This is a genomic window from Bosea sp. F3-2 (assembly GCF_008253865.1).
GTDB lineage: Bacteria > Pseudomonadota > Alphaproteobacteria > Rhizobiales > Beijerinckiaceae > Allobosea.
Window position 1 is genome coordinate 1 of sequence record NZ_CP042333.1, and the last position, 22,906, is coordinate 22,906.

Below are 22,906 nucleotides of genomic sequence, written 5' to 3' on the forward strand. Positions count from 1 at the left end.
TGCGCGACGGACCAGGTTCGCCAATCTGTGGCGCCGAGAAGAACCGCCGATCAATCCTGTGCACCCGCTGGCATGCCGAGGCGGCGGTTACAGACTAGACGATTGGCATATTCGGCATCAGCACCGAACCGACGCTGCTCGCAGTGCGGAGCAAGAGTCGCGGCTTTACACGGTATGGCCGACGAGCCGCTGCACACGGCTCCCCGCGCGAATATTTGCATAGCCAACATCCTCGCGCCAGCCTGGCTGAACGCGAACGATCCAGGCCGTCGCTCTGAAAGCCCGCGGCTCAACGAGAATGCCAGTCGACGGCTCACCAATGCGCCCTTGAATATCCTTGATTATTGCGGATATAGTCCTATCTAGATAATCGTGATAATCAACAAAGGAGGCCGCGGCCATGGTCGCTGCCGTCAAAACCAGCGAAATCATAGGAGTCAAAAACCCTGAGCGGCACGCCAGAACAGGTACGCCGTCAACTCGATCGAAACCAGGCCGAGCAGGTCGTTGCGCTGACCTTCGAACATGGCAGCCAGGATGCCGTGCAGGCGCTCGCGCGTACCCTGCAAGGATTGGCTCCCCTGGTCGGCTCGATCGTTGAACGTCGCCAGAACGAGGCCTGGACAGCGATCCTCGAGGCCTTGGTTCCCGATGTACCCTTGCCGCGCCACAAGCTGATCGAGGCGCGGATGGCCGCCGATGCGCGCAAGGCCGTGCTGGAAGGCGGGGATTGGTTGACCGCCGCCGAGGTCGCGAAGGCCGCGGGCTTCAGCGCCAGCAACCCGAGCACCCAGCCGAATAAATGGAAGAAGGACGGCCAGATCTTTGCGGTCCGTCATCGCGGCATCGACTACTTCCCGGGCTATGGGCTCGATCCGGCTACGGGCTACCGGCCGGTGAAGGCGCTGGCGCAGGTCCTCGCCGCCTTCGAGGGGCACAAGGACGATTGGGCGCGGGCCTATTGGTTTGCCTCGGTCAACAGCTTCCTTGGAGGCAAGCGCCCCCAGGACCTGCTGCTGAGCAAGCCCGACAAGGTGATTGCCGCCGCCATGGACGAGGTTGCCGGCATCCTCCATGGTTAGGAATTCGCCTTCGGGCTCGCAGCTTACCGCTCCGCCAAATAGCCTGGCTTCGCTCGTCAAGACCATGACTTGGCCGAAAGGCCAGGTCATTCATCGCATTCACCTCGATCTCTATGCACCCGCCGCCTTCAACCCCGGCCTGCGCGGTAATGCCCGCTTCAGCCCGATCACGGATGGCAACGGAGCCGCGATCCCGACCCTCTATGGCGGCACCTCATTCGATTGCGCCGCCATGGAAACCGTGTTTCACGACGTTCCCTTCGCGCCGGGCCTGAAAACCTTCGACAAGGCGAAACTGCAGGGGCAGGTCCATTCCCTCTTGGCGCCCGAGCGCGACCTCATCCTCGCTGACCTCAGCGCGATCGCGCTGAGGTCTCTCGGGGTCCAGCGCAAACAGCTGATCGACACCGAGAAAGACCATTATCCCCAGACCCGGCTGTGGGCCGAGGCGATCCATGCCGCCTGTCCGCAGATCGACGGATTGTGCTGGATTTCGCGACAGGACGACCGGGCCTCAGCACTGGTCCTGTTCGGAAACCGGATTGGTGCGGCAGAGCTCATATCCTCCGGCAGTCCGCGCAGCCTTCTCGGCGAGCAGGACCTTTACGACGATGTGCTGACACTCGCAGAACGGATCGGCGTCAATTTAATCAGCTCCCGCCGCTGATGGCCCATCCCGGTCCGATCTTTCTTAGCCCTAAGCCGAAAGACCCGTCCTATCGTCAAAAGGGCTTCACAAAGTTGGGGTTGCGGGATCAACTGGAGCCGTCCAAGCGCGCCAGACCCGCTTGTAGAGCAGCAGTTTAAAAATCGCCTGCTGCCGGTTTCGTGGACACCGTGATCGGGTATTTCATGAAACCGGAGGTGGCGTATTCGGCGACGATCTGGCCGTTGGCAGGGCTTAGCGAAGCGCTGGATGTAGCGCTCGGGCTTCCATGCCTGGCTCAACCGATCACCGAGCCGTCAAGCACGCGACGACGAGGAGATCGGCAACAAGATCCGGGCAAGCTTTCTTGGTTCGCATCGGACCTATGGTGTAGACGTGTCTGGCGGGACGTGCGGGCGGAAGGCATCGATTGCGACCTGCAGCGGATCGAGAGGCTGATGCGTACCCAAGCTTAGTTTATCTGAGCGTCCAAAGAACCGGCGGCAGGCTAGGGCGCGCTCACAGCCTCGATGCTCGGTGCGGCGACGAATAATCCCCTTACTTGGTAACCTTTTCTTAATCTGTAGCGCCGATATTGTGTGTGCAGGTTCGATCTATCGCTTAGCCACGAGCTGTCGAACGAACCATGCGATGGCACCGGATGACGTGACCTCCACCGGCCAACCCGACCGGCTGGCGCGGTCAAGGAGTATCCGAAGCGACATATCAAGCGCCTGCGCCGCCTCGTTCGTTCCGCCGTCTTCGGACTCGAACGGAAGCTGATGCGGCGGCTGGATTATCTGCCGGAGCATTAGGCGTAGTACATGTGCCATAGCGTCAGGAGGGCCCTCTTTGGCCCAATTCTGAACCGTGCGTAATGGCATATCATGCTCACGCGCGAAAGACGCTTGTGTGTAGCCTAGTTGGGTCAAGGCGTCTTTGAAGCCAGATCCGTCCATCTGCGTCCTGTCGCGTAGAGCAGCGGTACGCCTTGGTCAGCCACAACCCGTCGGCGACCGCCGCTTCCCTCAACAGTGCAAGGGCCTCCGTTAATGAGGCGTTGCGTGCGAAGCAGATTGCCTAGCAAGGAATAAATCTCTGATTCATGGACCACGCCAGATTGGCGTGAACAATCCTTGTGGATTCCTTATTTCACAAGGCTGAGACGCCCGCCCAAGCTTACAGCCACAGGAGTTTTCACCCGTGTTCGATAGCCCCGAACAGCGCGCGATCGCGCTTGCTCGCATAAGCGTTCTACGCAATCTCGCCGACGATCTGGCAGCCATCGTCAACGGCAGCAAGCCGACCCCGAAGAAATCGCTTCGGCTGTTTCCATTCGAGGCGTCATCGGGCAGCGTTCGGTGCCCTGTTTGATTGGCGTCGCTAGCAATCATCCCCGTCTGGGCCGCCGAATGATCACGACGTCCCAACTTTTTATGATTGACCCGGACGGACGCTGGGCGCGGACCTTCTCTCGCTTCTATCGACTCGATAACGTTTCTGACTCAGACGCAGTGCCGGAGTGCACTCAATGAGGGTGCGCGGAACCAAAGCATGCGGCTCGTTCAGCTGTGACAAGGACGGTGCATTCGAGTTGCTCGTCCATATGGAAGCGGACCCAATGGTTGCCTCATATACGGAGTTCAATTTCGAGACCGTTGTCTCACCCGATAAGGCGGCGATCCTAGACGAGGTCGCCGCATTCTACCTCAATCATAAAGCCGGGCTATTCGTCGTCAGCGCCCAAAGTCCGAATGTTCGACGCGATAGGGGCTTTCGTCGCGTGTGGGGAGAGGTCGATCACGGTTTAGCGCAGCGCGGGATTTGGTTGTTGGACACAACACCCGAAAAGTTGCGGCAAGAACCTAAATGGACGCGAGCCCGCGAGTTAGCTCGTTGTGCGAGGGCCTCAATCGACCATCGCGACGAGGAACGTGTTCTCGACTACCTCTCCCATGTTCAGCAGGCATCTTTACGCGCTTGCGCCAGACTCTGCACTGATAGTCCAGACAGCCTGGATGCCCTTTACAAGCTCATCTCGTCAGGTGCCGTATTTCTCGGATCTGAGGACGATATCCTGCCCTCAGGAAGCGTGACATTACATCCACCGACTCCCGCTTACGATCATACGGCGATCGGGTGGCTTCAGGCGCACACGGGAGCTCTCGTGAGCCGAACGATGGCCTCGCCGTACTGCTGAGCGCGGTCGCGCAGCCGCGCATTACAGCGACCCTGAGGCGGACCGCATCCTTTACCCATTGAACCGGCCAATAATTGCTTTTGGGAGTTGCATAGTGTGAAAACCGCACCCGCTTTCGACGATCCGTTCCGCCGGATCAAATCTGTTCAAGTGACTCTGGAAAGCCATGACCCTCTGGGCCCGTCGGTCAGGCGCTTGGGAAACTCTGATGCCATCGGGATAACCTTTCCTCGAGACGCGCTCAGACGCGTCGCCGAATGGCCAGAACTGTCTCGACGCGGTGTGTACATGTTGATTGCTCCCGACGCGGGCGATCGGGCGATGCGCATCTATGTCGGCGAAGCTCAGAACCTGTTGACGCGCCTCTCAAGTCACGAGCGGGACCGCCACTATCCCCGGTACGTCCAGATCGCGATAGTGGTCAGCACCGACAACCAGCTGCGCGAGGACATAGCACAGTATATCGAGCAGCGCTTAATCCAAGCCCTAATTCAGACAGGCATGGTTGAAGTCGAGAATAAGCCGCCAGCCTACCCCGACCTTCCACTCGATGTGCGGGCTGTGGCGGAAAATTTTTTCCGCGATGCGCTTCTGTTGTTAAGCCCCATCGAGCCAATGACCGGCATGGCTTGCGCGACCATACTGCAGCAAGAACGGCTAGGCGATTTCCTAAAGGACGATCCTGCTCCGCCGCCAGCGGGTATCGCGAGTAGCGTCGTCTACGAATTGCGCCGGGAACACTGCCACGCGCTCGCGGTCAAGGCCGAAGATCGCACCATGCGAATCTTAGCGGGGGCAAGGATTGCCGGTGAGATTCATTTCTCTCTCCCGAAACGCGGGCGAGAGCTTCGCGCTCGGCTGATCGCCGCGGGCACGCTCGTTCGCGAGCCCTACGGTGAAGCTTTCGTCCTGCTCCAGGATGTTTCTGTATTCAGCTACCGCGGGGCCGCCGACCTAGTCACTGGCCGCAAATCAGACGGCTATCACAGCTGGAAGCTCGCAAACTTCAATCTCGGCGATGGAGAAGAGACGTGAGCAACACGTTTAACGACCTTCTTATCGAAGACGATGTTGAGGAGCATAGCGCGCCGTCGGAATCAGCGGCCGTGAAGGCTCGTTTCTTTGACCGCGCGCCCACGCCCGGAGAGCAGCTTGCACGTCGTATGCTGTTCGCAGCTTGCCCGCCCGCATTGAGTAAGGACATCAAACGCAGGCGTTCGCTCGTTTTGCTGATAGAGGTCCCCACGAGTTGGATGGATCTCGTGCAGGACGCTGCTCGCCAGATGATCCGACCGGCCGACTTCATCATCAACGACGTTAAATCGCGCTCGAAGACGCTGTCACTTCAAGATCTCGGCTTGCGTAACGCGATGGCACTTCGCCAGTCGTTTGTCATTTTGACGACCCAAGGGACAGGCGGTGTCAGTTCCGCAGTCCTCTCGGCAACTGACTATCACGTTCGTGTGGAGCCGCCTGATCTGCAGATATTGGGTGCCACGCTGAAAGCGATCTATGGCTTGCGGCGAACGCCCAAACTGCCCTCTGAAATCCAACTCGTCGGAGATGCGACGGCGATTGTTGCGGCTATTCGGCCTACCGAATCCGCTGGCAAGGCAATCCGGCGCCTGAAGGCTCTGCACATGGCCAGCGCCGCACCGATCTTTGACCTCCAGCAAGGACCGGATCTGTCGCAGTTGTATGGATACGGGGCTGCTAAACAATGGGGTCTCACGCTAGCGCGCGAGCTGGAGTTGTTCCGCGCGGGCGCTATCGGCTGGGATACGATCAGCACTGCTGCGATCCTGCATGGAGCGCCCGGAGTTGGTAAGACCTACTTCGCAGCCGCATTGGCCAGGACTTGCAAACTTCCGCTGATAGCGACGTCGCTCGGTCAGCTTTTTGCTTCGACATCAGGAAATCTCGACTCGATCGTCAAGGGCCTCAATCAGGCTTTCCAGGAAGCCCGGGAGAAAGGACCGAGTCTACTGTTCATCGACGAGCTCGATGCTCTCCCGGATCGGAAAACGCTGACAGGTAGGGGGAGAGACTGGTGGACACCAGTGTGCAATCATTTTCTGAAGCTGCTCGACGACGCCCGTGACCGGGTCGTTATTCTAACAGCGACCAACATGATCGACAGGATTGACGATGCAATCCTTCGTCCGGGCCGCGTCGACCGACAGTTTGAAATACTGCCGCCGGACCATGACGCTCTCGTTCAGATGCTCCAGCTCCATCTGGGTGATGACCTCCGAGGTGCTGATCTTTCGGCCATCGCTCGGCTCGCCCAGGGTCAGACCGGCGCGCGAATTCAGCTTCTGGTTAAGTCCGCTCGCGCTGCTGCGAGGCAGGCGGGGCGAACTCTTGAACTTAAGGACCTTACCGATCAGTTCTTGCCTCCTTCAAAGGATTGCGAGGAGCTGAGAAGAATCTGCATTCATGAGGCCGGACACGCTCTCGTCGCCTACCTCGTTGGCCGGCGCGTCCAATATGTCACCACTATGGGGGACGAAAGGCGAGGGGGATGCGTCGAGATGCAGCCTCTGGAAGGCGCCGTTTCTAGCCAGCAGATTGAGGATCAAGTTTTGATAAACCTCGCAGGCCGGGGCGCAGAAATACTTCTGCTGGGACATGCATCATCTGGAGCGCATACCGACCTCAAAGTCGCAACCCAACTGCTGGCGGCCAAGCATGGCGCGTTCGGTCTCGGCGAGAGCCTAATCCACCTGGCGTCCGCGTTCGATTCATCTACCTTGGTTGCAAACCCTCGGCTGCAGACGATCGTTGAAACAGATCTCCGGCGCCTCGATGGGCGATGCACTGCGCTACTGTCCGAACATCGACTTCAGTTGCAGACGATAGCCGAAGCTCTCATTCAGCGTCGGGTACTGAGCGGGGAAGACCTTGTGTCATTGGCTCCGCGCTCATGACCGTCATGTCTGAAGCGGAGCAACATCTAATGCTGAGAACCGCTCTGCGAATTCTCGAAAACTGGCAAGTCCGAGATGATGATGCGCGGCGCATTCTGGGAGGCGTGAACCGACCGACCTATGCTGGTTGGAAGGTTGGCGTCTTCGACCAAGTCCCAGACCCGATTTTGGAGCGTGTATCTGCGCTCATCGCCATCCATAAAGGTTTGCGGATGATGTTTTCCGATCCAGATCGCGGGTACGGTTGGATGTCACGGCCCAACCAATTATTTGGCGAGATGACACCTCTGGGAATGATCTCACAGGGCGAAATGGACGCCTTGACGCGTCTTCGAGAGTACTTGGAAACTCAGTCGCAACCTTGGTAATTTTGAACTTGCTGGGGCGACCAGCCGTGCTGGATCCGTTCGATCACTGACTGACGCACATGGCCATGCCGGCGCCTGACATGACGCGGACGGCGCCGCGCGCGGTGTTCCGGCAGATGTCGCCAGAGCTTGATGGCCTGGCCGTCCGCGGAATAGGCGAACTTGTAGATCGTCTCGTGACTGACCGAAATCGGATGACGTTCGAGCCGCATCCGGCCGGCGATCTGCTGTGGCGACCAGCCGTGCTGGATCCGCTCGATCACCGATTGGCGCACATGCGAGAAGCGGACGAGCTTCCTCAGCCTGGTGCGCCGCTCGCGGGCCATGTCATGAGCGGTCACGCAATGGTAGCCGTCGAGCTCCGGCCATTCCTTGTCGATGAAGGCGTTGCGCCGGAGCTCCCGGAAGATCGTCGAGCGATGCCGACCGAGCTTCTCCGCAATGATATCGACGCTCAATCCCATGCCGCGCCATCGGGCGAGCTTACGACGGTCGTCCAGGTCCAACTGGGAGTAGGTGCGTTGCATCGCTGCGTTCCTGCGACTGATAACCCATTGGGATCATTCGCAAGTCGCATAAGCCGTAGCTCGATTGATGGCGTTGCCTTGACGAATTCCCCAATCAACTCGGGTGCAATGGCTCCCAATTGTCCGCGCGATGTCGCCCGATTGAGCGTCGCACAAGGTGCTCTGTCGCCCAATTGAGCGTTGTGAAGCGTGCGACGTTTAATCGGGCGACAGAGTCTGATTACAACCGCCAGGCCGCGATACGACCGCCGACGCGGCTCTAGGAACCGTGCGAGAGAAGGTCGCGACCGAACTCTGGCAGAGGCAGGGCATCGATGCCGCCGGCCAGCGGGAAACGCTCCCCCCCGGGATAGACAACTATGCGGCGCTTTGGCCGCAGGTCCTCGCAGGCATGATGGAAGCCACGCTCGACCTTGGGTGCGAGGCTGCGCTTGACCTCGACGGCCCAGCGTTCTCCTCCCGGCAGCGTCAGAACCAGATCGACCTCGGCCCCGCCGCCGCTACGATAGAAGCTTGCCTTCGTACCGTCCGGCATGGCCGCGTGGGCGGTCTCGATCACCATGCCTTCCCAGCTCGCGCCGGCGACGGGATGCGCCAGAAGGTCGTCGAGCGCGGTGATGCCTAGCAGGGCATGGACGATGCCGCTGTCGCGAATGTAGACGCGCGGGGACTTTACGAGCCGCTTCCCTGCATTGGAGTGCCACGGCTCCAAGCGGCGAACGAGCAGCAAGTCCACCAGTAGATCAAGGTATGATGCCACCGTCTTGCCGTCGATGCCGAGGGCGCGGGCAAGCTCGGCCGCGTTCAGCAGGCCCGACTGGCGGTGCGCGAGCATTGTCCAGAAGCGCCGCAGCGTTTCGGCAGCGATGCGCGGGCCTAGCATCGGAATGTCCCGCTCCAGATAAGTTCGGATGAAGTCCTGTCGCCAGCGCAGGCTTGCCCGATCGTTGGCGGCGAGGAAGCTGTCGGGAAACCCGCCGCGGACCCACAGGTGATCGAGATCGGCAGGGGGGACTTCCAGCGCGTCGATCGGACCGAGCTCGGTATAGGCAATGCGCCCCGCAAGCGTCTCGCCGGACTGCTTCAGCAACTCGATCGACGCTGACCCGAGAAGGAGGAAACGGCCAGCGCGGAGGCCCTTGCGCCGGCCTCGGTCGATCAGGCCGCGAAGGTTCCGGAAGAGGTCCGGCATTCTCTGGACCTCATCAAGGATGACGAGCTTATCTTCGTGACCGGCGAGGTATAATTCTGGCTCAGAGAGCTTGGCGCGGTCCCCTTCGGATTCGAGATCCAGGTACAGAGAGGGGCGCCGCTCCCCGATCTCAAGGGCAAGCGTTGTCTTGCCGACCTGTCGCGGGCCGAGCAGGGCGACGGCGGGGCTTTCGTCGAGGAGCGTAGTGAGCTCGCCAGCCATTCTGCGATCAATCATCCTTGCAATCATGGAGTTTAATTCCGGATTTGCAAGGATAAATCTCTGCCGCTGCCCCAGTTGATGAAGCCGCCAACCGGCGAGAGAGTGGCCCGCTTCAACCCATCCGCCAGACCTTGAATCCAGAGTGTACGACGCTCAATCGAGGAACACCGCGCAATTATATGGGCTAAAGGGCGACCAATCGGGCTACACGACACGCACTTCAAGCTTGAACCCGCCCCGCCTACATCCTTTGTTGCAACCGGATTGAAATGTCTCAGGTTTCGGCAATTTAGAAATGTCACAGGGCGCTACGGAGCCTCTGCCGGGGCTGCGGAGAGCTCATGTTTCGCAGCAGCGCCGGCAGAGGCGGTGCGATTGGCTTTTTTCGCCGCGGCGTGGCGATCGGCGAAAGAGATCGGTCCTCGGCGTCCTTTCGGGCGCGGGATGTAGCCGCCGGCTTCGCTGTTCGTCTTGGTTCGCACCGGTCGGATCTCAGCCTGGCGAGCCTTCACCCACGCAAGAGCTTCCGAAAGCCGCTTGTTCTCGACAATCGCCGTGTGCGTCACGCGCTGCTTCTTGTCGAACATACGATGAGGCAGCGCGAGGCCTTTCCAGCGCACCTCGAGCCGACCATCAGGATACTCGTAGGTCTCGACGTATTTGCCGACCAGCCCGGCCGTCAGCGGCGTCTCGTCCAGAATGATCCGCTTGCTGTCATAGGAAAGCGCCAGCTGTTGCGTGACATAGCGCTGTTCCCGCCACGCCAGAATCGTGTCGAGCTGTGCGGGCGCCCGCTCCAGCGGGCGATGGAGATTCTCCGGCCGAGCTGCTGCCGTCGCAAAGCGCTCGTTGAAGCGCGCCACGAAGGCAGGAAGATAGGCGTTCGCCGCCTCGATCGTCGAGATTCCTTCGAGCCGCAACTCTTTCACGAGACGGTCCTGCAGCGTGCGGTTCACGCGTTCCACCCGCCCTTTGGCCTGGCTCGAGTTCGCACACAGGATCTCGATGTTCAGTTCGCTCAGGGCTCGGCCGAACTGGGTCATGCCCTGACCGCCTCGAGCCTGCGGCTTCGATACCCGGAAGATGGAATGCTTGTCGGAATAAAAGGCGAGGGGGCGTCCGTGGCTCGTCAGATAGCCCTTCAACGTCTCAAAATACGCAAAGGCGCTCTCCGATGGGACGAAACGAAGCCCGACCAGGCGCCCCGTCGCATCGTCGATGAACACGATCAGCGTGCATCGCGGGCCACGATCCTCGAACCAACGATGCTCGCTGCCGTCGATCTGAACCAGCTCGCCAAAATGGTCGCGACGAAGCCGTGGCTGATGAAACTGACGCCGCTGCTTGCGCGAAAGCCAGAGACCTTCCTCGCTCATCCACTTGCGCAGCGTCTCCCGGGAAACGCTCAAGCCGTGGCGTTCAAGAAGCATCTGGCTCGCAAAGGTCGGCCCAAAATCCCGATAGCTCTCAGTGACATAGGCCATGGCCATCTGGCGAACATGCGGTCCCAGCAAACGGTTGGAGGGTCGCCCGCGAGCGCGATGGCGCAGGCCCGCCGCACCGTGATCCGCGAACTGTCGCGCCAGCCGATGCGCCTGGCGCCGCGTCACCTCCATGAGGTCGGCTGCCGCGGTCATCGTCAATCGGCCCGCAAAGACCGATGCCAGCACCTCAGCGCGGCGAAGCTCCCGTTCGCTCATCTCCACCCAGCCCATGCCAGACTCCAACGCACGTCACGGCGGAGGAGTGTGACATTCCTAGTTTGCCACGTGCCGAGTAGCCCGATTATTGGCGCTGCCACGCCAAATTTCCCAATGAGTCCAGTCGATGTGGCTCCCAATTGCGCGCGCGATGTAGCCCGATTGAACGTCGTACAGGGCGTTGTGTAGCCCGATTAAGCGTTGTGGAGCGTGCGACGTTTAATTGGGCTACACAACTGCAAGATGGAGCGCGTACATCGAGCGCCGCGGACGCCCACTTTAAGCGGGGACGAAGTCACTCGCGCTTTGCATATTCTCCCTCGATTCGCTTGATCTTGTCATTGTGGAAACGCGCCTGCTCGCGATCCCGCGCAAGTTGCTCCGGCGTCGAGACGAACACCGAAAGGACGTGCTCCCACAGGCCCATCCCCTCCAGATCGAACCGCACCTCGATTCCGAGCTTCTGACCCTTCAGGTCGAAGGACGGCACCTTGACGCTGTCAATGCGGTTGACCGCCAGAAACGGGGTCGATGGAGCGTCGAACCCATTTTGGACGCGCGGGATGGAGGAGAGCCGGATCATTTCCATCATCACAAGGCGTTCGAACCACGGAGACCCCTTGTAGCGCCAGTACAGATCGGAAAGATCGCTGCCGAGGCCGAGATCGGTGAACCAAGTCCCTAGGGCCATGCCCAGCACGCTCTCGAAAACCTGGACGTACGCCTCCATTCCATGAAGCATGCGCCCGTCCCGCCGTTACCGTGCTGAACTTCGACGCAGGCTCGCTCAGTCAAAACCCGATGGTCTCAACGAGCCGCTGGTAGAGGAGCGCCGAGCTGTTGAACGCTGACAACTTAACGTTGCGTCTATCGAAGAATCGATCGATCAATCCTTTGGCTTTCTGCAAGCGGAGAGCTCTCCCGGTAACCAGTCGTTTGCGGCTGACACACTTTAATTGGCCGGTTGGGCGGGTTGGAGAAATGATCGACAGTGGTGCGGCCTCGAACTGCTCCTCGCTAGGCTCGGAATTCTAGGCTCGTGATGCCGTCGTGGATGACCGCTGAGCAGACGTGGCAATGGCAGATCAGCCTGGAGGTCAAGCTCCGGCGCGTTCACGGCGACTCATTTCAGCAGTTCTTTTCGGACGTGATGGAGCTTGCGCACGGCGATGACTTCGTGCGTACCCGTCCGCATGGCTCGCTCGGGGACAAGGGGTGTGACGGTTATCTCAGATCATCGGGCGAGCTGTTCCAGTGCTATGGCAAGCTGCATGACGCCGCTCTGAACGTCGCTACGGTCACTGGGAAAATGGCAGACGACTATGCCAAGGCCGCCGCAGCGCTATCGTTACTCGTCCAAGGTTGGAACTTCGTCCACAACCTGGTGGATGGTTTGCCGGTTGAAGTGACGCTGAAGCTCAAGGAGTTGGAGGTCGCGTACGGTCATCATCGTTTTGGACTCGTAGGCCCCGCGGGAATCGCTGAGAGGGTTTTCGGCTTACCAGAACGAGAAGTTATCCGGCTGTTGGGCCCAGCAGCGAGCGCCGAAGACACCAAGCACATGAGGCTTGAGGAGGTCGCGGGCGTGATTAGCGCCGTCATTGCCGGCGTTGATGCCGAGCTCCAGCCGAATGCTCCGCCCAAGCCGGTGCCATACGACAAGATGACACTGAACAGCATTCCCGCGACATGGCGCACTCTGCTGGTTTCCGGATCAGCCAATGCGGCATACGTTCAGGACTACCTCAACGCGCATCCGGATCCCGAAACAGGATCGCGCCTCGCGCGGATTTTTCGCCATCGGTATGATGATCTGAAAGCTCAGCGACTGCCTGCCGGGGCCATCATGACGTCGCTCTACGAAGGCATTACAGGTATTGGGAGCGTGTCGCCCGTGCGCCAAGTCGCAGCGCATGCGTTGCTCGCCTATCTCTTTGAAGCTTGCGACATTTTCGAGGACCACTTGGCCGGAGAGGAAGCATGATCCTGCCCGCCAAACATCTGACTCCGCAAAGAGCGCTGATCGGCGTCGGCGCGGACATTCTCAGCCAGCTCGACTGTCCGCGGGACGTATCCGAGCTCTGGGATCGCGTTCGATCTGTCCGCGCTGGGCAAATGGCCACCGCGCTGACATACGACTGGTTCATCCTCGCGCTGACGTTCCTGTTCACCATTCAGGCGATCGACGAGGTCGATGGCCTCCTCCAACCAGCGTCTCGCGCGTCATGATCCTGTCCATCGGGAGCAACCTTCCCACTTTCAAGTCCGTGACGTTCTACCCAGGGCTCAACGTCTTGCTTTCGACAATGGCGCCTGGCTCGAACGAGGGGCGGACGCGAAACAGCGCGGGCAAATCCAGCCTTATCGAGATCATCCATTTTCTTCTGGGAGCCAAGGCGGACCCTGCGAGCCTTCTACGCAACAAGGCCTTGGCAGAATATTCCTTTCACGGTGTGTTCAAGATCGGCGGGCACCCCGTGCGGGTCGAGCGGAGTGGCAGCAAAGCGTCCAGGATATATCTGGATGAGGCGTCGATCGTGCGCTTCGGCTTCGACGCCAAAGCCGACAAGAAGAACGGCGGGATGTATATCACGAACGAGGCCTGGAAAGAATTTCTGGGTCATTCGTTTTTCGAACTGCCTGCGACTGTAAGCGGATCGCTGTTCGACGAGAGCTTTTCCCCATCGTTTCGTTCGATGGTCAGCTATTTCGCGCGCCGACGCGGTTCAGGTGCGTTCAACCACCCCGAAAAGCAGGCCGAGGCCCAACAGCGTTGGGATTGGCAGGTGAATCTTTCGTATTTGCTCGGTCTCGATTGGAGACCCCCTTATGAATTGCAGAAGGTTCGTCAGCGAGAAGGGCAGCTCGACGAACTAAAGAGCGCGGCCAAGGGCGGGGTGCTCGGCGCGGTGGTCGGGACCGTAGCGGAATTGCGCCCCCAGATGGTGCAGGCCCGGGACAAGGCAGACCGGTTGCGCGAGGAACTCGCGCGCTTTCAGGTTCATGACGCCTTTGAGAGCATGATGACGGAGGCGACTGAGGCCAAGGCTGAGATCCAAGCCATCCTCCGGCAGGCCGTCCCGCTGCGGGAGACGCTCGATCATTTGCAAGATGCTTTAAACCGTGAGCGCATACCGGATCGCGGCGACGTTGTCCGGCTCTACGAAGCGGTCGGGATTGAATTGCCGGATGCAGCCCGCCGGCGGTTCGAAGACGTCGAACGATTCCACCAGTCTGTAATCGAAAATCGGCGACTTCGGTTGCAGGAAGAGGTCGATCGGATCATCCGTGCGATCGAAATGGGGCAACAGCGCGTGGCCGCGCTTGATGACGCGCGCGGCGCCATTCTGCGGACGCTAGAGGGACATGGCGCCCTTGAGGATTTTACTGCTTTGCAGAAGCACCTTGCCGATGCTGACGCGACAGCAGCGAGTCTTGCCGAGAGATTCAAGGCGGCGGAGGTGCTGGAAGGGGAGAGCACCCAACTTAAGATCGATCGAGCCAGCATCAAGCGACGACTGCAGGAAGACCACCACGCGCGGCGTGAGCGACTGGATCTGGCGATCCGCCTGATCGGTGCTGCCATCGGCGGTCTCTATACCGACCGGAAGGGAAATTTTGAGGTCGAGGCTACCGAAAACGGCCCGGAGTTTCGAATTTCGATTGAGGGCGATCGCGGCGGCGGGATTTCCAACATGGAGGTCTTCTGCCTCGACCTGGCGCTGTTCTCGATCTGGAAAGCCAAGGCAAAGGGGCCCGGATTTCTGATCCATGACAGCCACCTTTTCGATGGTGTCGACGCGAGGCAGGTGGCCCAGGCGATCCAAATGGCCGCTAAATCAGTGGCTGACGGAAACGCGCAGTATATTGTCGCGTTGAACTCGGATATTTTTGACAGTCTGTCCTGGGCAGAGGACTTCGACCCGGCTGGCGCGGTCCTGGATACGAAGCTTTCAGATGCTGATGAGAGCGGCGGCTTGTTCGGATTCCGGTTCGAGTGAACGTCTGCCGCTGCTGGCCAACGATGCTCGCGGGCTCCGGATTCCAAGTCTTTTCCGGGACGGGAACACCGAGCCCCCCATATGAGGCTGATTGGGCAATTGATCATTGATCGGGAGACAGTTCGAGCGGGCTTCGCTCCCGGCGAGCCTTCCATCGTGCGAACCTAAAATTCGCGAAAGATTGGCCGCTTACGGCGATTGATCCCGCGTACAGACGGTCGATGGCCTCAGCACAACCCTTGGGCAGCCGGAACATTTGCACTGCTTCCGGCCGCAGGCCTCGACGGCAACAATTCGACGATCATCGAGATGTCGACGCTATTTGACTGGGGTCAGGCAAGCGGCCAGATTGAAATAAAAACAACAACAAGCTGGGAGGTTTCGGTGGCATCGAGGGTCGGCCGGCTCTCAGGTTCAGTCGTCCAACGGCGCGCTCTTACGCGTCGCGCCATCTTGATTGGCGCGAGCTCAACCCTCGCTGCGCCTTCCACAATCCGGGCTGAACAGCCGTTCCGCTTCGGCCTAACACCGGTGTTTCTGACCTCTGATCTCGAACTGCTCGAAGCGCTGCAGCACTATCTCTCCGCCGCCATGAACATCCAGGTCCAGCTCGTTCTGAAGCGGACCTATCAGGAGATTACGTCGCAGCTGATCTCAGGATTGCTCGATGCCGCCTGGATCTGCGGATTTCCCTTCGTGGCCTATCGCCGTGAGCTCGAACTGGTCGCTATCCCCGTCTGGCGCGGCAAACCGAACTATCAGTCCTATCTCCTTGTCAGTTCTAATCGCGATGCGAGTTCGATCGCCGATCTGCGCGGAGATGTCCATGCGTTCTCTGACCCCGACTCCAACTCGGGATATCTTGTAACGCGGGCATTATTGGCGGAGCGGCGAGCCAAGCCCCAGGATTTCTTTCGTCGAACCTTCTTCACGTACGGGCATCGCAACGTTGTTCGCGCGGTAGCCGCGGGCCTGGCCCAATCGGGTAGCGTTGACGGATACGTCTGGGAGGTTATGACGGAGACCGAGCCGGAGCTGACGCTGCAAACCAGACCAGCCTGGCGCTCTCCCTGGATGGGTTTCCCGCCGATCGCGACCTCCGTCGGGAACGGCAGGAATGACGGGATTGTACGTCTACGCCGGGCATTGATCGACATGCCAGCTGATCAAACCGGGCGGGACGTTCTGGGCCTTCTGAGGCTTGACGGCTTCACGCCTGGAGACCCTGCGCTTTTCGATAGCATCGCTAGCCGTGTGGACCTCGTGAGGGCGCTGGGATGAGGCGAGCTTCGCTTGATCCGCGGCGCTGGCCGCTGGCGTTCAAGGCGCCTGCGCTCGTCGCAGTTTTCATGTTGGTGGTCAGTGTCGTACTCACCAACGTCGTGCTCACGAGACTGCGCGAGACGCAGGAGCGGCAGCTCGCGGCAATGTCGACGATCTACCTCAACGGGCTGGCCTCGGCGGTCATTCCACATGTCCTGCGGGAGGATATTTGGGAGATCTTCGACATTATCGAGAGGGGGGCGACGCTCGAAGGTGGCTTTGGCCGCGCGAGTATCGTGGTCGTCGACAGCAAAGGAGAAACCCTTGCCGCAAGCGATCCTCGGCAAGCGCCCGTGCTCAGTCGGCAATCAGAACGAGACCGGGCCTTCGAGGGCGACGCGCTGCTTTTGGTCGACACGGGCAAAGCGCGCGCTTTCGCGCGAAGGCCCTTGATCTATCAGGATCGCCGCATCGGCGAGATCTATGTTGACTATGATATCTCGCACCTCCTGCGCGAGCGCGACGAGGTCCTCCGAACGCTGGTCGCCACAAACGCTGCGATCGCCTTGCTGCTCGCCGCCTTCGGCTATTGGATCATCAGGCGCATGCTCGGGCCTCTTGGCACCTTGTCGAGGCACCTCGATCTCAGCGTCTCAGGTCCGGTGCAGCCTATTCCTAAAGATGAGATCGTAGCGTCCACCCGCGAGTTCAGACGCCTGTTCATCCGCTTCAACGTGATGGCGCGTGCGGTCAACGAGCGCGAGGCGATTGCCAAAGAGCTGGCGAATGAGGAGCGGCTGGCCAGCCTCGGACGCCTGGCCTCCGGCATGGCCCATGAGATCAACAACCCTCTCGGCGGCCTGTTCAACGCAATCGACACGTTGAAGCGCCATGGCGACAAGCCGAAGGTTCGCTCGATCTCGCTCGATTTGATTGAACGCGGTCTCAAGGGGATCAGGGACGTCGTCCGCTCGACGCTTGCGGCATATCGTGCCGATCGCGATCCACGCCATCTTGCTGCAAACGACATCGATGATCTGCGATTGCTCGTTCGGCCCGAGATCGCCAGGCGCACACTCACTCTGGATTGGCAAAACTCCATCCAGGGCGAATTGCCCATCGAGGCAACCGCGTTCCGACAAATCGCGTTGAATCTGTTGCTCAACGCGATCAGTGTAAGCCCGCCCGGAGGCCAGCTTTCGCTAATCTGCGCGATAGAAGGCGATCATCTGCTGCTGGAAGTTCACGATCAGGGGCCCGGCTTCAGTCCCGATGCCCATGCCGTTCTTGCGGGTGAAACCAGCAGCCCAGTTCCGTTCGGCGAAGGGGCAGGGCTTGGATTATGGGTCACGCGTCGGCTCCTCGAGGAGTTGGGAGGTCAGGTGGCGATCGCCAGGTCACCGCTTGGAGGCGCCTTGATCCGCATGACAATCCCCCTGCGCGCAAAAGAGGAGCTTCGCGATGTCGCTTGAACGTTGCGCGATCGGCTTGATCGAGGACGATCCGATCATGGGGGAATCCCTTGTCCAGAGGCTCGCCATTGAAGGCGCCGATGTCACCTGGTGGAAGACTAAAGCGGAGGCTGTGCAGGGACTCTCGAAGCGCCGGCCGCAGGCGGTGATCTGCGATCTCAAGCTGCCAGACGGCAATGGCGAGGAAATCTTCCTTGAGACCGTGAAGTCCGAGCGAGCTCCCCCGTTTCTGTTTATGACCGCCTTCGGAGAGATCGATCAGGCGGTGCGGTTGATGCGGTGCGGCGCGGCGGATTACGTCACAAAGCCCTTTGAGATGTCAGCATTTCTTGAGCGCTTGGAGACATTGGTCGATCCGTCCGAGCCGGAAGGCGAGGGGCTTCTTGGTGTATCGCCCTCAATGCGCGCGCTCGAAAACACTCTCATGCGACTGGCCCGGGTGAGCGCTCCGGTCTTGCTCACCGGTGAGACCGGGTGTGGCAAAGAAGTTTGCGCCCGGTTGCTGCATGCATCCCGCGGCACAGCCGGGCCCTTCATGGCCGTGAATTGTGCCGCTATACCGCCAGACCTTATGGAGAGCGAGCTCTTTGGGCATGAGAAGGGCTCCTTTTCTGGTGCTCACGCCCGCCATCTTGGCTACGCTGAGCGTGCTGGCGCGGGAACCCTGTTTCTTGATGAGATCGGCGATCTCGCGCCTAAGCTTCAGGCAAAGCTCCTGCGGCTACTGGAGGATCGCAATTTCGGCCGGGTGGGCGGCGAGCAGGTCGTGCCGTTCAGGGCCAGGGTGATCTGCGCCACCAATGCCGACTTGCCGCAGAAGGTGAAAGAAGGCTCATTCCGCGAGGATCTGCTCTATCGGATCAATGTGGTGCATGTCCCGGTTCCGCCGCTTCGTGATCGCGGCGAGGACATCGCGTGGTTGATGGAACGCTTTGTCGCGGAGTTCGCCGGGGATGGTGACGACCGTATCCAGGGAGCGAGCGCCCTGGCCGTGGAGGCGGCGCTCGCCCATGATTGGCCCGGCAATGTGCGCGAACTCCGCAATCGCGTCGAACGTGGGATTGCCTTGGGCGACGGCCCGCTGCTGATGCCCGGCGATTTGTTTCCCGAGTTTGGGTCCGCTTCCAAACCGGCGCAGCGAGAAGGTCTCGACGGAGTGCGCGACGAGGCTGAGAGACGTCATATCGTACGCGTTCTCGCTGAAAACGACGGAGCAGTGATCGCGACCGCAAAGGCGCTTGGCGTCTCGCGAACTACGCTCTGGGAAAAGATGAGGCGATACGGAATCGAGCCTCAGAAGAGCTGAGTCCCGTCAAACCGTGTGACTTGACACGTTTTGTGTCCCGATGTATCCGTGGCGCATCTCACGGTTCAGGGCGCATGACCTCTCGACGTCAAACCATCCGCTACATCTCGACCGAATTCACACCTGCCGAAGCGGCTCGCGCCACCGGCGTTTCCGTGGAATTGCAGCGCGATTGGAAGCGGCGAGGATATCTGGCCTCGCGGGAGGACGGGAAGCACAGCCGATATACCTTCGAGGATCTGAGCCGCATGCTCGCGCTCAAGTCCTTTTCCGATGCGGGAATTGGACTTCGGGTCGCGACCACCCCGCTGGGAAGCGATGGCTTTCGCAACGCTGAAACGGCAGCGAGCATGGCCATGTTGCCGATGCTCGGCTTCGCGAACTATGCGATCAGGACGACCGACCCCAGCCACAGGATCGGGCGCTATGTGATCGTCGATAGCGCGGGGGTTTGCCGGACCGACAGCCTCGATGACTATGAACGAGAGCGAGGGATGCTTCAGACCGGCGGTCCGGTTGCCATCATTTTCGACTGCAAGAAGGCGGCCGAGGCGATCCTCGCGAAACTCGATCGACCGCACTTGATCGTCGAAACCTCTATCTCGGACAAGTGAGGGACATGATGCCGAGCCTCGATTCCCTCGCAGCGATCGTCGCCTCTCCCACTGTGTTGAGCCTGATCGGGGTCGTGGGGCTCGTCCTTGCGATGCGCCTGCGGCGGCTCAAATGGAGGGATGTGGAGCTTTCTTTCGGGCGCGACGATGGCGAGCAGCCGCCGGGTTCCTCGCGTTGATTGCGACGTTCAGCGTCCCGAACCTTCGCGGTCGCAACACGTTCGGAAATCTGAACGCTTCAGATCTCATCACTCCGCTCCAGTCGTTGTTTTGATAGGGCTTTTCGGCTTTCCGCCTTTCGGCACGGGGCCTGCAGTCACCTCCTACCGCTTACGAGAAGACGGCTGGAGGAAACCCAATGAAGAAGTGCGATCTGATGGTCGATCTTGGCCGGCGCCGGTTCCTGTCAGGAGCGGGGTTTGCAGCGGCTGGCGCCGCTGCGACGACGATCGTCTCCGCGCCGGCTCAGGCAAAGCCCGCTGCCGCGCTGGTCGAGTATCCCGCCAACAAGCTCGGAACCGTCGCCGAGCTCAAGGTCAACGAGCCAAAGGACGTTGCCTATCCCGATGATGATGCGCCGGGCGTGCTGATCAAGCTCGGCAAGCGCGTTCCGGGAGGGGTCGGTCCCGACGGAGACATCGTCGGCTTCTCAACCGTCTGTCCGCACAAGGGCTTCCCACTCGCGTTCAACGCGGCCGACAAGACTCTTAACTGCCCCGGGCACTACTCCCGCTTCGATTGCGAGGCCGGCGGCCAGCAGGTGTGGGGGCAGTCGACCCAGAACCTGCCGCAATACGCGCTGCGGGTCGAAGCCAATGGTGACATCGTTGCCGAGGGGCTCGACGAGCTTCTCTACGGCCGCTTGTCCAACGTGCTGTGAGGGAGAAGACCATGACCTACAAGCGTCAGATCGATCGCCTCCCCATCGTCCCTGCGGATGCCAAGGAGCACAATGTCACCTGCCACTTTTGCATCGTCGGGTGCGGCTACAAGGCCTACACTTGGGACATCAACCGGCAGGGCGGCACGGATCCGAACCAGAACAAATTCAAGGTCGATCTTGCCCAGCAGCAGGGGGCCGACAGCAGCGCTTGGTACTCGCCGTCGATGTACAACATCGTCAAGCAGGACGGTAAGGACGTCCACCTGGTCATCATGCCGGACAAGAACTGCGTGGTGAATTCGGGTCTCGGCTCGGTCCGCGGCGCCCGCATGGCGGAGACTTCGTTCTCGGAAGCACGCTCGACCCAGCAGCAGCGTCTCACGCACCCGATGGTTTGGCGCTATGGCGCGATGTCGCCGACGTCCTGGGATGATGCGCTCGATCTCGTGGCCCGGGTCACCTGCCAGATCGTCAAGGATCAGGGCGAGGATGGACTCTTCGTCTCCGCCTTCGACCATGGTGGCGCCGGCGGCGGCTACGAGAATACCTGGGGCACCGGGAAGCTTTATTTCGGCGCCATGAAGGTGAAGAACATCCGGATCCACAACCGGCCAGCCTACAATTCCGAGGTCCATGCCACGCGCGACATGGGCATCGGCGAGCTCAACAACTGCTACGAGGATGCCGAGCTCGCCGACACGATCGTCGTGGTCGGTGCCAATCCGCTGGAGACCCAGACCAACTATTTCCTGAACCATTGGGTGCCGAATCTGCGTGGCACGTCGATGGACAAAAAGCGCGCCGAGCTTCCGAACGAGGCTCATCCACCCGCACGTATTGTCATCATCGATCCACGCCGCACCGTGACCGTCAACGCCTGCGAGGTGGAGGCCGGCAAGGACCGAGTGATGCACCTCGCCATCAACTCGGGCAGCGATCTTGCGCTGTTCAATGCCTGGATGACGTACATCGCCGAGAAGGGTTGGGTCGACAGGGCGCTGATCGCGGCCTCAACCAACGGCTTCGATAAGATGGTCGTGGCCAACAAGACGACCCTGGAGCAAGCTGCCGCTCTGACAGGCCTTACCGTGGACCAGATACGCCAGTCGGCGGAATGGATCGCGTCGCCCAAGGAAGGCAATGCCCGCCGCCGCACCATGTTCGCCTACGAGAAGGGCCTGATCTGGGGCAACGACAACTACCGCACCAACGGAGCGCTCGTGAATGTCGCTCTCGCGACCGGTAACATCGGTCGCCCTGGAGGGGGCTGCGTGCGCCTCGGCGGCCACCAGGAAGGCTGTTCGCGCCCGTCCGATGCTCATGTCGGCCGCCCGGCGGCATATGTCGACAAGCTCCTAATCGACGGCAAGGGCGGCGTCCACCACATCTGGGGGTGTGACCACTACAAGACGACGCTCAATGCCTACCAGTTCAAGCGAACCTACAAGAAGCGAACCGACCTGGTGAAGGAAGCCATGGACTCGGTCCCGTTCGGCGACCGCGCAGCTCTGGTCAACGCCATCGTCGAGGCGATCAAGAAGGGCGGGTTGTTCTCGGTCGACGTGGACATCATACCGAGCCAGATCGGGCAGGCGTCGCATGTCTGGCTCCCGGCCGCGACCTCCGGCGAGATGAACCTGACCTCCATGAACGGCGAGCGCCGGATGCGCCTCGTCGAGCGCTACATGGATCCGCCCGGACAGGCGATGCCCGATTGCCTGATCGCGGCCCGCATCGCCAACAACATGGAGCGCGTCTTCCGCGAGATCGGGATGGCTCAGGTCGCCGACAACTTCAAAGGCTTTGATTGGAAGACGGAGGAAGACGCCTTCATGGATGGCTACCACGCTCATGAGAAGGGCGGGGAGCACGTCACCTATGCTCGGCTGAAGGCGATGGGCACGAATGGCTTCCAGGAGCCGGCGACCGGCTTCGCGGACGGCAAGATCATCGGCACGAAGCGGCTGTTCGCCGACGGCAAGTTCGGTGGCAAGGACGGCAAGGCCACCTTCATGGAGACGCAGTGGCGTGGCCTCCAGGCTGCCGGCAAGCAGGCCGAGAAGGACAAGTTCCCGTTCCTGATCAACAACGGGCGGGCCAACCTGGTCTGGCAGAGCGCCTATCTCGACCAGAAGAACGACTTCGTCATGGACGCCCAGCCGTATCCCTTCATCGAGCTGAACCCAGCCGACATGGCAGAGCTCGGCCTCAAGGACGGGGATCTCGTCGAGGTCTACAACGACAATGGCTCGACGCAGGCCATGGCCTATCCGACGCCTTCGGCGAAGCGAAAGCAGGCCTTCATGCTGTTCGCTTTTCCCACCGGCGTCCAAGGCAATGTCGTCTCGGCAGGCGTCAATGAGTTTGTGATCCCGAACTACAAGCAGACCTGGGGCAACATCCGGAAGATCGCGAGCGCGCCGGAGAATACCAGGCACCTGTCCTTCAAGAGCCGCGAATACGCGGTCTGACGCCGTCACGATGAACGGGCCGCGCGCAT

21 protein-coding genes and 2 pseudogenes are annotated in these 22,906 nt (G+C 60.5%); 18 read left to right on the forward strand and 5 right to left on the reverse strand.

Annotation, left to right across the window (positions count from 1 at the left end; all coding sequences use genetic code 11):
• Positions 1-437: 437 nt before the first annotated feature.
• On the reverse strand, positions 438-569 hold the full coding sequence (locus FQV39_RS34190; RefSeq protein ID WP_282570363.1) for a hypothetical protein: 132 nt from the start codon (positions 567-569) through the stop codon (positions 438-440).
• On the opposite strand from FQV39_RS34190, the gene FQV39_RS32020 reads away from it, so the two are divergent.
• The 8 genes and pseudogenes from FQV39_RS32020 to FQV39_RS32040 all read left to right on the forward strand — a co-directional run bounded on the left by FQV39_RS32020 (position 543) and on the right by FQV39_RS32040 (position 7,226).
• Positions 543-1,082 carry a hypothetical protein gene (locus FQV39_RS32020; RefSeq protein ID WP_248313572.1) on the forward strand — a complete coding sequence of 180 codons (540 nt, stop codon included), beginning with the start codon at positions 543-545 and terminating at the stop codon, positions 1,080-1,082. The two genes, FQV39_RS34190 and FQV39_RS32020, sit on opposite strands and share 27 nt — an antisense overlap.
• 64 nt (positions 1,083-1,146) lie before the next feature.
• Positions 1,147-1,749, forward strand: coding sequence for an RES family NAD+ phosphorylase (locus FQV39_RS32025; RefSeq protein ID WP_248313573.1), 603 nt, complete (start codon positions 1,147-1,149; stop codon positions 1,747-1,749).
• Positions 1,750-1,958: 209 nt separating this feature from the next.
• Positions 1,959-2,201 (forward strand): annotated as a pseudogene (locus FQV39_RS34050) (IS3 family transposase); the annotation flags it as partial.
• Between the two features lie 730 nt (positions 2,202-2,931).
• Positions 2,932-3,102 (forward strand): hypothetical protein, encoded by a 171-nt coding sequence (locus FQV39_RS33455; protein WP_187640406.1) that lies wholly within the window; start codon positions 2,932-2,934, stop codon positions 3,100-3,102.
• 38 nt (positions 3,103-3,140) lie between these two features.
• Positions 3,141-3,263 carry a DUF6634 family protein gene (locus tag FQV39_RS34300; RefSeq protein WP_349238615.1) on the forward strand — a complete coding sequence of 41 codons (123 nt, stop codon included), beginning with the start codon at positions 3,141-3,143 and terminating at the stop codon, positions 3,261-3,263.
• Positions 3,264-4,024: 761 nt separating this feature from the next.
• The gene (locus FQV39_RS32030) at positions 4,025-4,963 is read left to right on the forward strand and encodes a GIY-YIG nuclease family protein (RefSeq protein ID WP_149134501.1); all 939 of its coding nucleotides are present in this window, start codon (positions 4,025-4,027) and stop codon (positions 4,961-4,963) included.
• Complete coding sequence (locus FQV39_RS32035; RefSeq protein WP_149134502.1) at positions 4,960-6,858, forward strand: AAA family ATPase; 1,899 nt, start codon at positions 4,960-4,962, stop codon at positions 6,856-6,858. Before FQV39_RS32030 ends, FQV39_RS32035 begins: the two co-directional genes overlap by 4 nt.
• Positions 6,855-7,226, forward strand: coding sequence for an antitoxin Xre/MbcA/ParS toxin-binding domain-containing protein (locus tag FQV39_RS32040; RefSeq protein ID WP_187640407.1), 372 nt, complete (start codon positions 6,855-6,857; stop codon positions 7,224-7,226). The genes FQV39_RS32035 and FQV39_RS32040 overlap by 4 nt, the downstream gene beginning before the upstream one ends.
• Before the next feature lie 62 nt (positions 7,227-7,288).
• On the opposite strand, the pseudogene FQV39_RS32045 reads toward FQV39_RS32040, so the two are convergent.
• From FQV39_RS32045 to FQV39_RS32060, 4 genes and pseudogenes are all read right to left on the reverse strand, one after another.
• A pseudogene (locus tag FQV39_RS32045) lies at positions 7,289-7,753 on the reverse strand (transposase); the annotation flags it as partial.
• A 259-nt stretch (positions 7,754-8,012) separates the two neighbouring features.
• Positions 8,013-9,182, reverse strand: a complete 1,170-nt coding sequence (locus FQV39_RS32050) for an ATP-binding protein (protein WP_149134504.1) — start codon at positions 9,180-9,182, stop codon at positions 8,013-8,015.
• Between the two features lie 293 nt (positions 9,183-9,475).
• Positions 9,476-10,882, reverse strand: a complete 1,407-nt coding sequence (locus tag FQV39_RS32055; protein ID WP_149134505.1) for an ISNCY family transposase — start codon at positions 10,880-10,882, stop codon at positions 9,476-9,478.
• A 280-nt stretch (positions 10,883-11,162) separates the two neighbouring features.
• Complete coding sequence (locus tag FQV39_RS32060; RefSeq protein ID WP_149134506.1) at positions 11,163-11,609, reverse strand: hypothetical protein; 447 nt, start codon at positions 11,607-11,609, stop codon at positions 11,163-11,165.
• 312 nt (positions 11,610-11,921) lie between these two features.
• On the opposite strand from FQV39_RS32060, the gene FQV39_RS32065 reads away from it, so the two are divergent.
• From FQV39_RS32065 to FQV39_RS32105, 10 genes are all read left to right on the forward strand, one after another.
• On the forward strand, positions 11,922-12,851 hold the full coding sequence (locus FQV39_RS32065) for an ABC-three component system protein (RefSeq protein ID WP_149134507.1): 930 nt from the start codon (positions 11,922-11,924) through the stop codon (positions 12,849-12,851).
• Complete coding sequence (locus FQV39_RS32070; protein ID WP_149134508.1) at positions 12,848-13,096, forward strand: ABC-three component system middle component 6; 249 nt, start codon at positions 12,848-12,850, stop codon at positions 13,094-13,096. The genes FQV39_RS32065 and FQV39_RS32070 overlap by 4 nt, the downstream gene beginning before the upstream one ends.
• Positions 13,093-14,868, forward strand: a complete 1,776-nt coding sequence (locus tag FQV39_RS32075; protein WP_149134509.1) for an ABC-three component system protein — start codon at positions 13,093-13,095, stop codon at positions 14,866-14,868. The genes FQV39_RS32070 and FQV39_RS32075 overlap by 4 nt, the downstream gene beginning before the upstream one ends.
• Before the next feature lie 309 nt (positions 14,869-15,177).
• The gene (locus tag FQV39_RS32080) at positions 15,178-16,149 is read left to right on the forward strand and encodes a substrate-binding domain-containing protein (protein ID WP_149134510.1); all 972 of its coding nucleotides are present in this window, start codon (positions 15,178-15,180) and stop codon (positions 16,147-16,149) included.
• On the forward strand, positions 16,146-17,603 hold the full coding sequence (locus tag FQV39_RS32085) for a sensor histidine kinase (protein ID WP_149134511.1): 1,458 nt from the start codon (positions 16,146-16,148) through the stop codon (positions 17,601-17,603). Before FQV39_RS32080 ends, FQV39_RS32085 begins: the two co-directional genes overlap by 4 nt.
• Positions 17,593-18,909, forward strand: a complete 1,317-nt coding sequence (locus tag FQV39_RS32090; RefSeq protein ID WP_149134512.1) for a sigma-54-dependent transcriptional regulator — start codon at positions 17,593-17,595, stop codon at positions 18,907-18,909. Before FQV39_RS32085 ends, FQV39_RS32090 begins: the two co-directional genes overlap by 11 nt.
• A 74-nt stretch (positions 18,910-18,983) precedes the next feature.
• Positions 18,984-19,523: a MerR family transcriptional regulator gene (locus FQV39_RS32095; RefSeq protein WP_149134513.1), complete on the forward strand. Its 540-nt coding sequence runs from the start codon at positions 18,984-18,986 to the stop codon at positions 19,521-19,523.
• Between the two features lie 5 nt (positions 19,524-19,528).
• On the forward strand, positions 19,529-19,702 hold the full coding sequence (locus tag FQV39_RS33460; RefSeq protein ID WP_187640408.1) for a hypothetical protein: 174 nt from the start codon (positions 19,529-19,531) through the stop codon (positions 19,700-19,702).
• A 179-nt stretch (positions 19,703-19,881) separates the two neighbouring features.
• Complete coding sequence (locus FQV39_RS32100; RefSeq protein ID WP_149134514.1) at positions 19,882-20,403, forward strand: arsenate reductase (azurin) small subunit; 522 nt, start codon at positions 19,882-19,884, stop codon at positions 20,401-20,403.
• Positions 20,404-20,414: 11 nt separating this feature from the next.
• Complete coding sequence (locus FQV39_RS32105; protein WP_149134515.1) at positions 20,415-22,877, forward strand: arsenate reductase (azurin) large subunit; 2,463 nt, start codon at positions 20,415-20,417, stop codon at positions 22,875-22,877.
• The last annotated feature ends 29 nt before the right edge of the window (positions 22,878-22,906 follow it).

Coding starts and splice junctions, on each gene's coding strand:
- FQV39_RS32025 (WP_248313573.1), top strand. CDS start 1,147: ATGACTTGGCCGAAAGGCCAGGTCATTCATCGCATTCACCTCGATCTC.
- FQV39_RS34300 (WP_349238615.1), top strand. CDS start 3,141: ATGATCACGACGTCCCAACTTTTTATGATTGACCCGGACGGACGCTGG.
- FQV39_RS32040 (WP_187640407.1), top strand. CDS start 6,855: ATGACCGTCATGTCTGAAGCGGAGCAACATCTAATGCTGAGAACCGCT.
- FQV39_RS32050 (WP_149134504.1), bottom strand. CDS start 9,182: ATGATTGATCGCAGAATGGCTGGCGAGCTCACTACGCTCCTCGACGAA.
- FQV39_RS32055 (WP_149134505.1), bottom strand. CDS start 10,882: ATGGGCTGGGTGGAGATGAGCGAACGGGAGCTTCGCCGCGCTGAGGTG.
- FQV39_RS32060 (WP_149134506.1), bottom strand. CDS start 11,609: ATGCTTCATGGAATGGAGGCGTACGTCCAGGTTTTCGAGAGCGTGCTG.
- FQV39_RS32065 (WP_149134507.1), top strand. CDS start 11,922: ATGACCGCTGAGCAGACGTGGCAATGGCAGATCAGCCTGGAGGTCAAG.
- FQV39_RS32070 (WP_149134508.1), top strand. CDS start 12,848: ATGATCCTGCCCGCCAAACATCTGACTCCGCAAAGAGCGCTGATCGGC.
- FQV39_RS32075 (WP_149134509.1), top strand. CDS start 13,093: ATGATCCTGTCCATCGGGAGCAACCTTCCCACTTTCAAGTCCGTGACG.
- FQV39_RS32080 (WP_149134510.1), top strand. CDS start 15,178: ATGTCGACGCTATTTGACTGGGGTCAGGCAAGCGGCCAGATTGAAATA.
- FQV39_RS32085 (WP_149134511.1), top strand. CDS start 16,146: ATGAGGCGAGCTTCGCTTGATCCGCGGCGCTGGCCGCTGGCGTTCAAG.
- FQV39_RS32090 (WP_149134512.1), top strand. CDS start 17,593: ATGTCGCTTGAACGTTGCGCGATCGGCTTGATCGAGGACGATCCGATC.
- FQV39_RS32095 (WP_149134513.1), top strand. CDS start 18,984: ATGACCTCTCGACGTCAAACCATCCGCTACATCTCGACCGAATTCACA.
- FQV39_RS33460 (WP_187640408.1), top strand. CDS start 19,529: ATGATGCCGAGCCTCGATTCCCTCGCAGCGATCGTCGCCTCTCCCACT.
- FQV39_RS32100 (WP_149134514.1), top strand. CDS start 19,882: ATGAAGAAGTGCGATCTGATGGTCGATCTTGGCCGGCGCCGGTTCCTG.
- FQV39_RS32105 (WP_149134515.1), top strand. CDS start 20,415: ATGACCTACAAGCGTCAGATCGATCGCCTCCCCATCGTCCCTGCGGAT.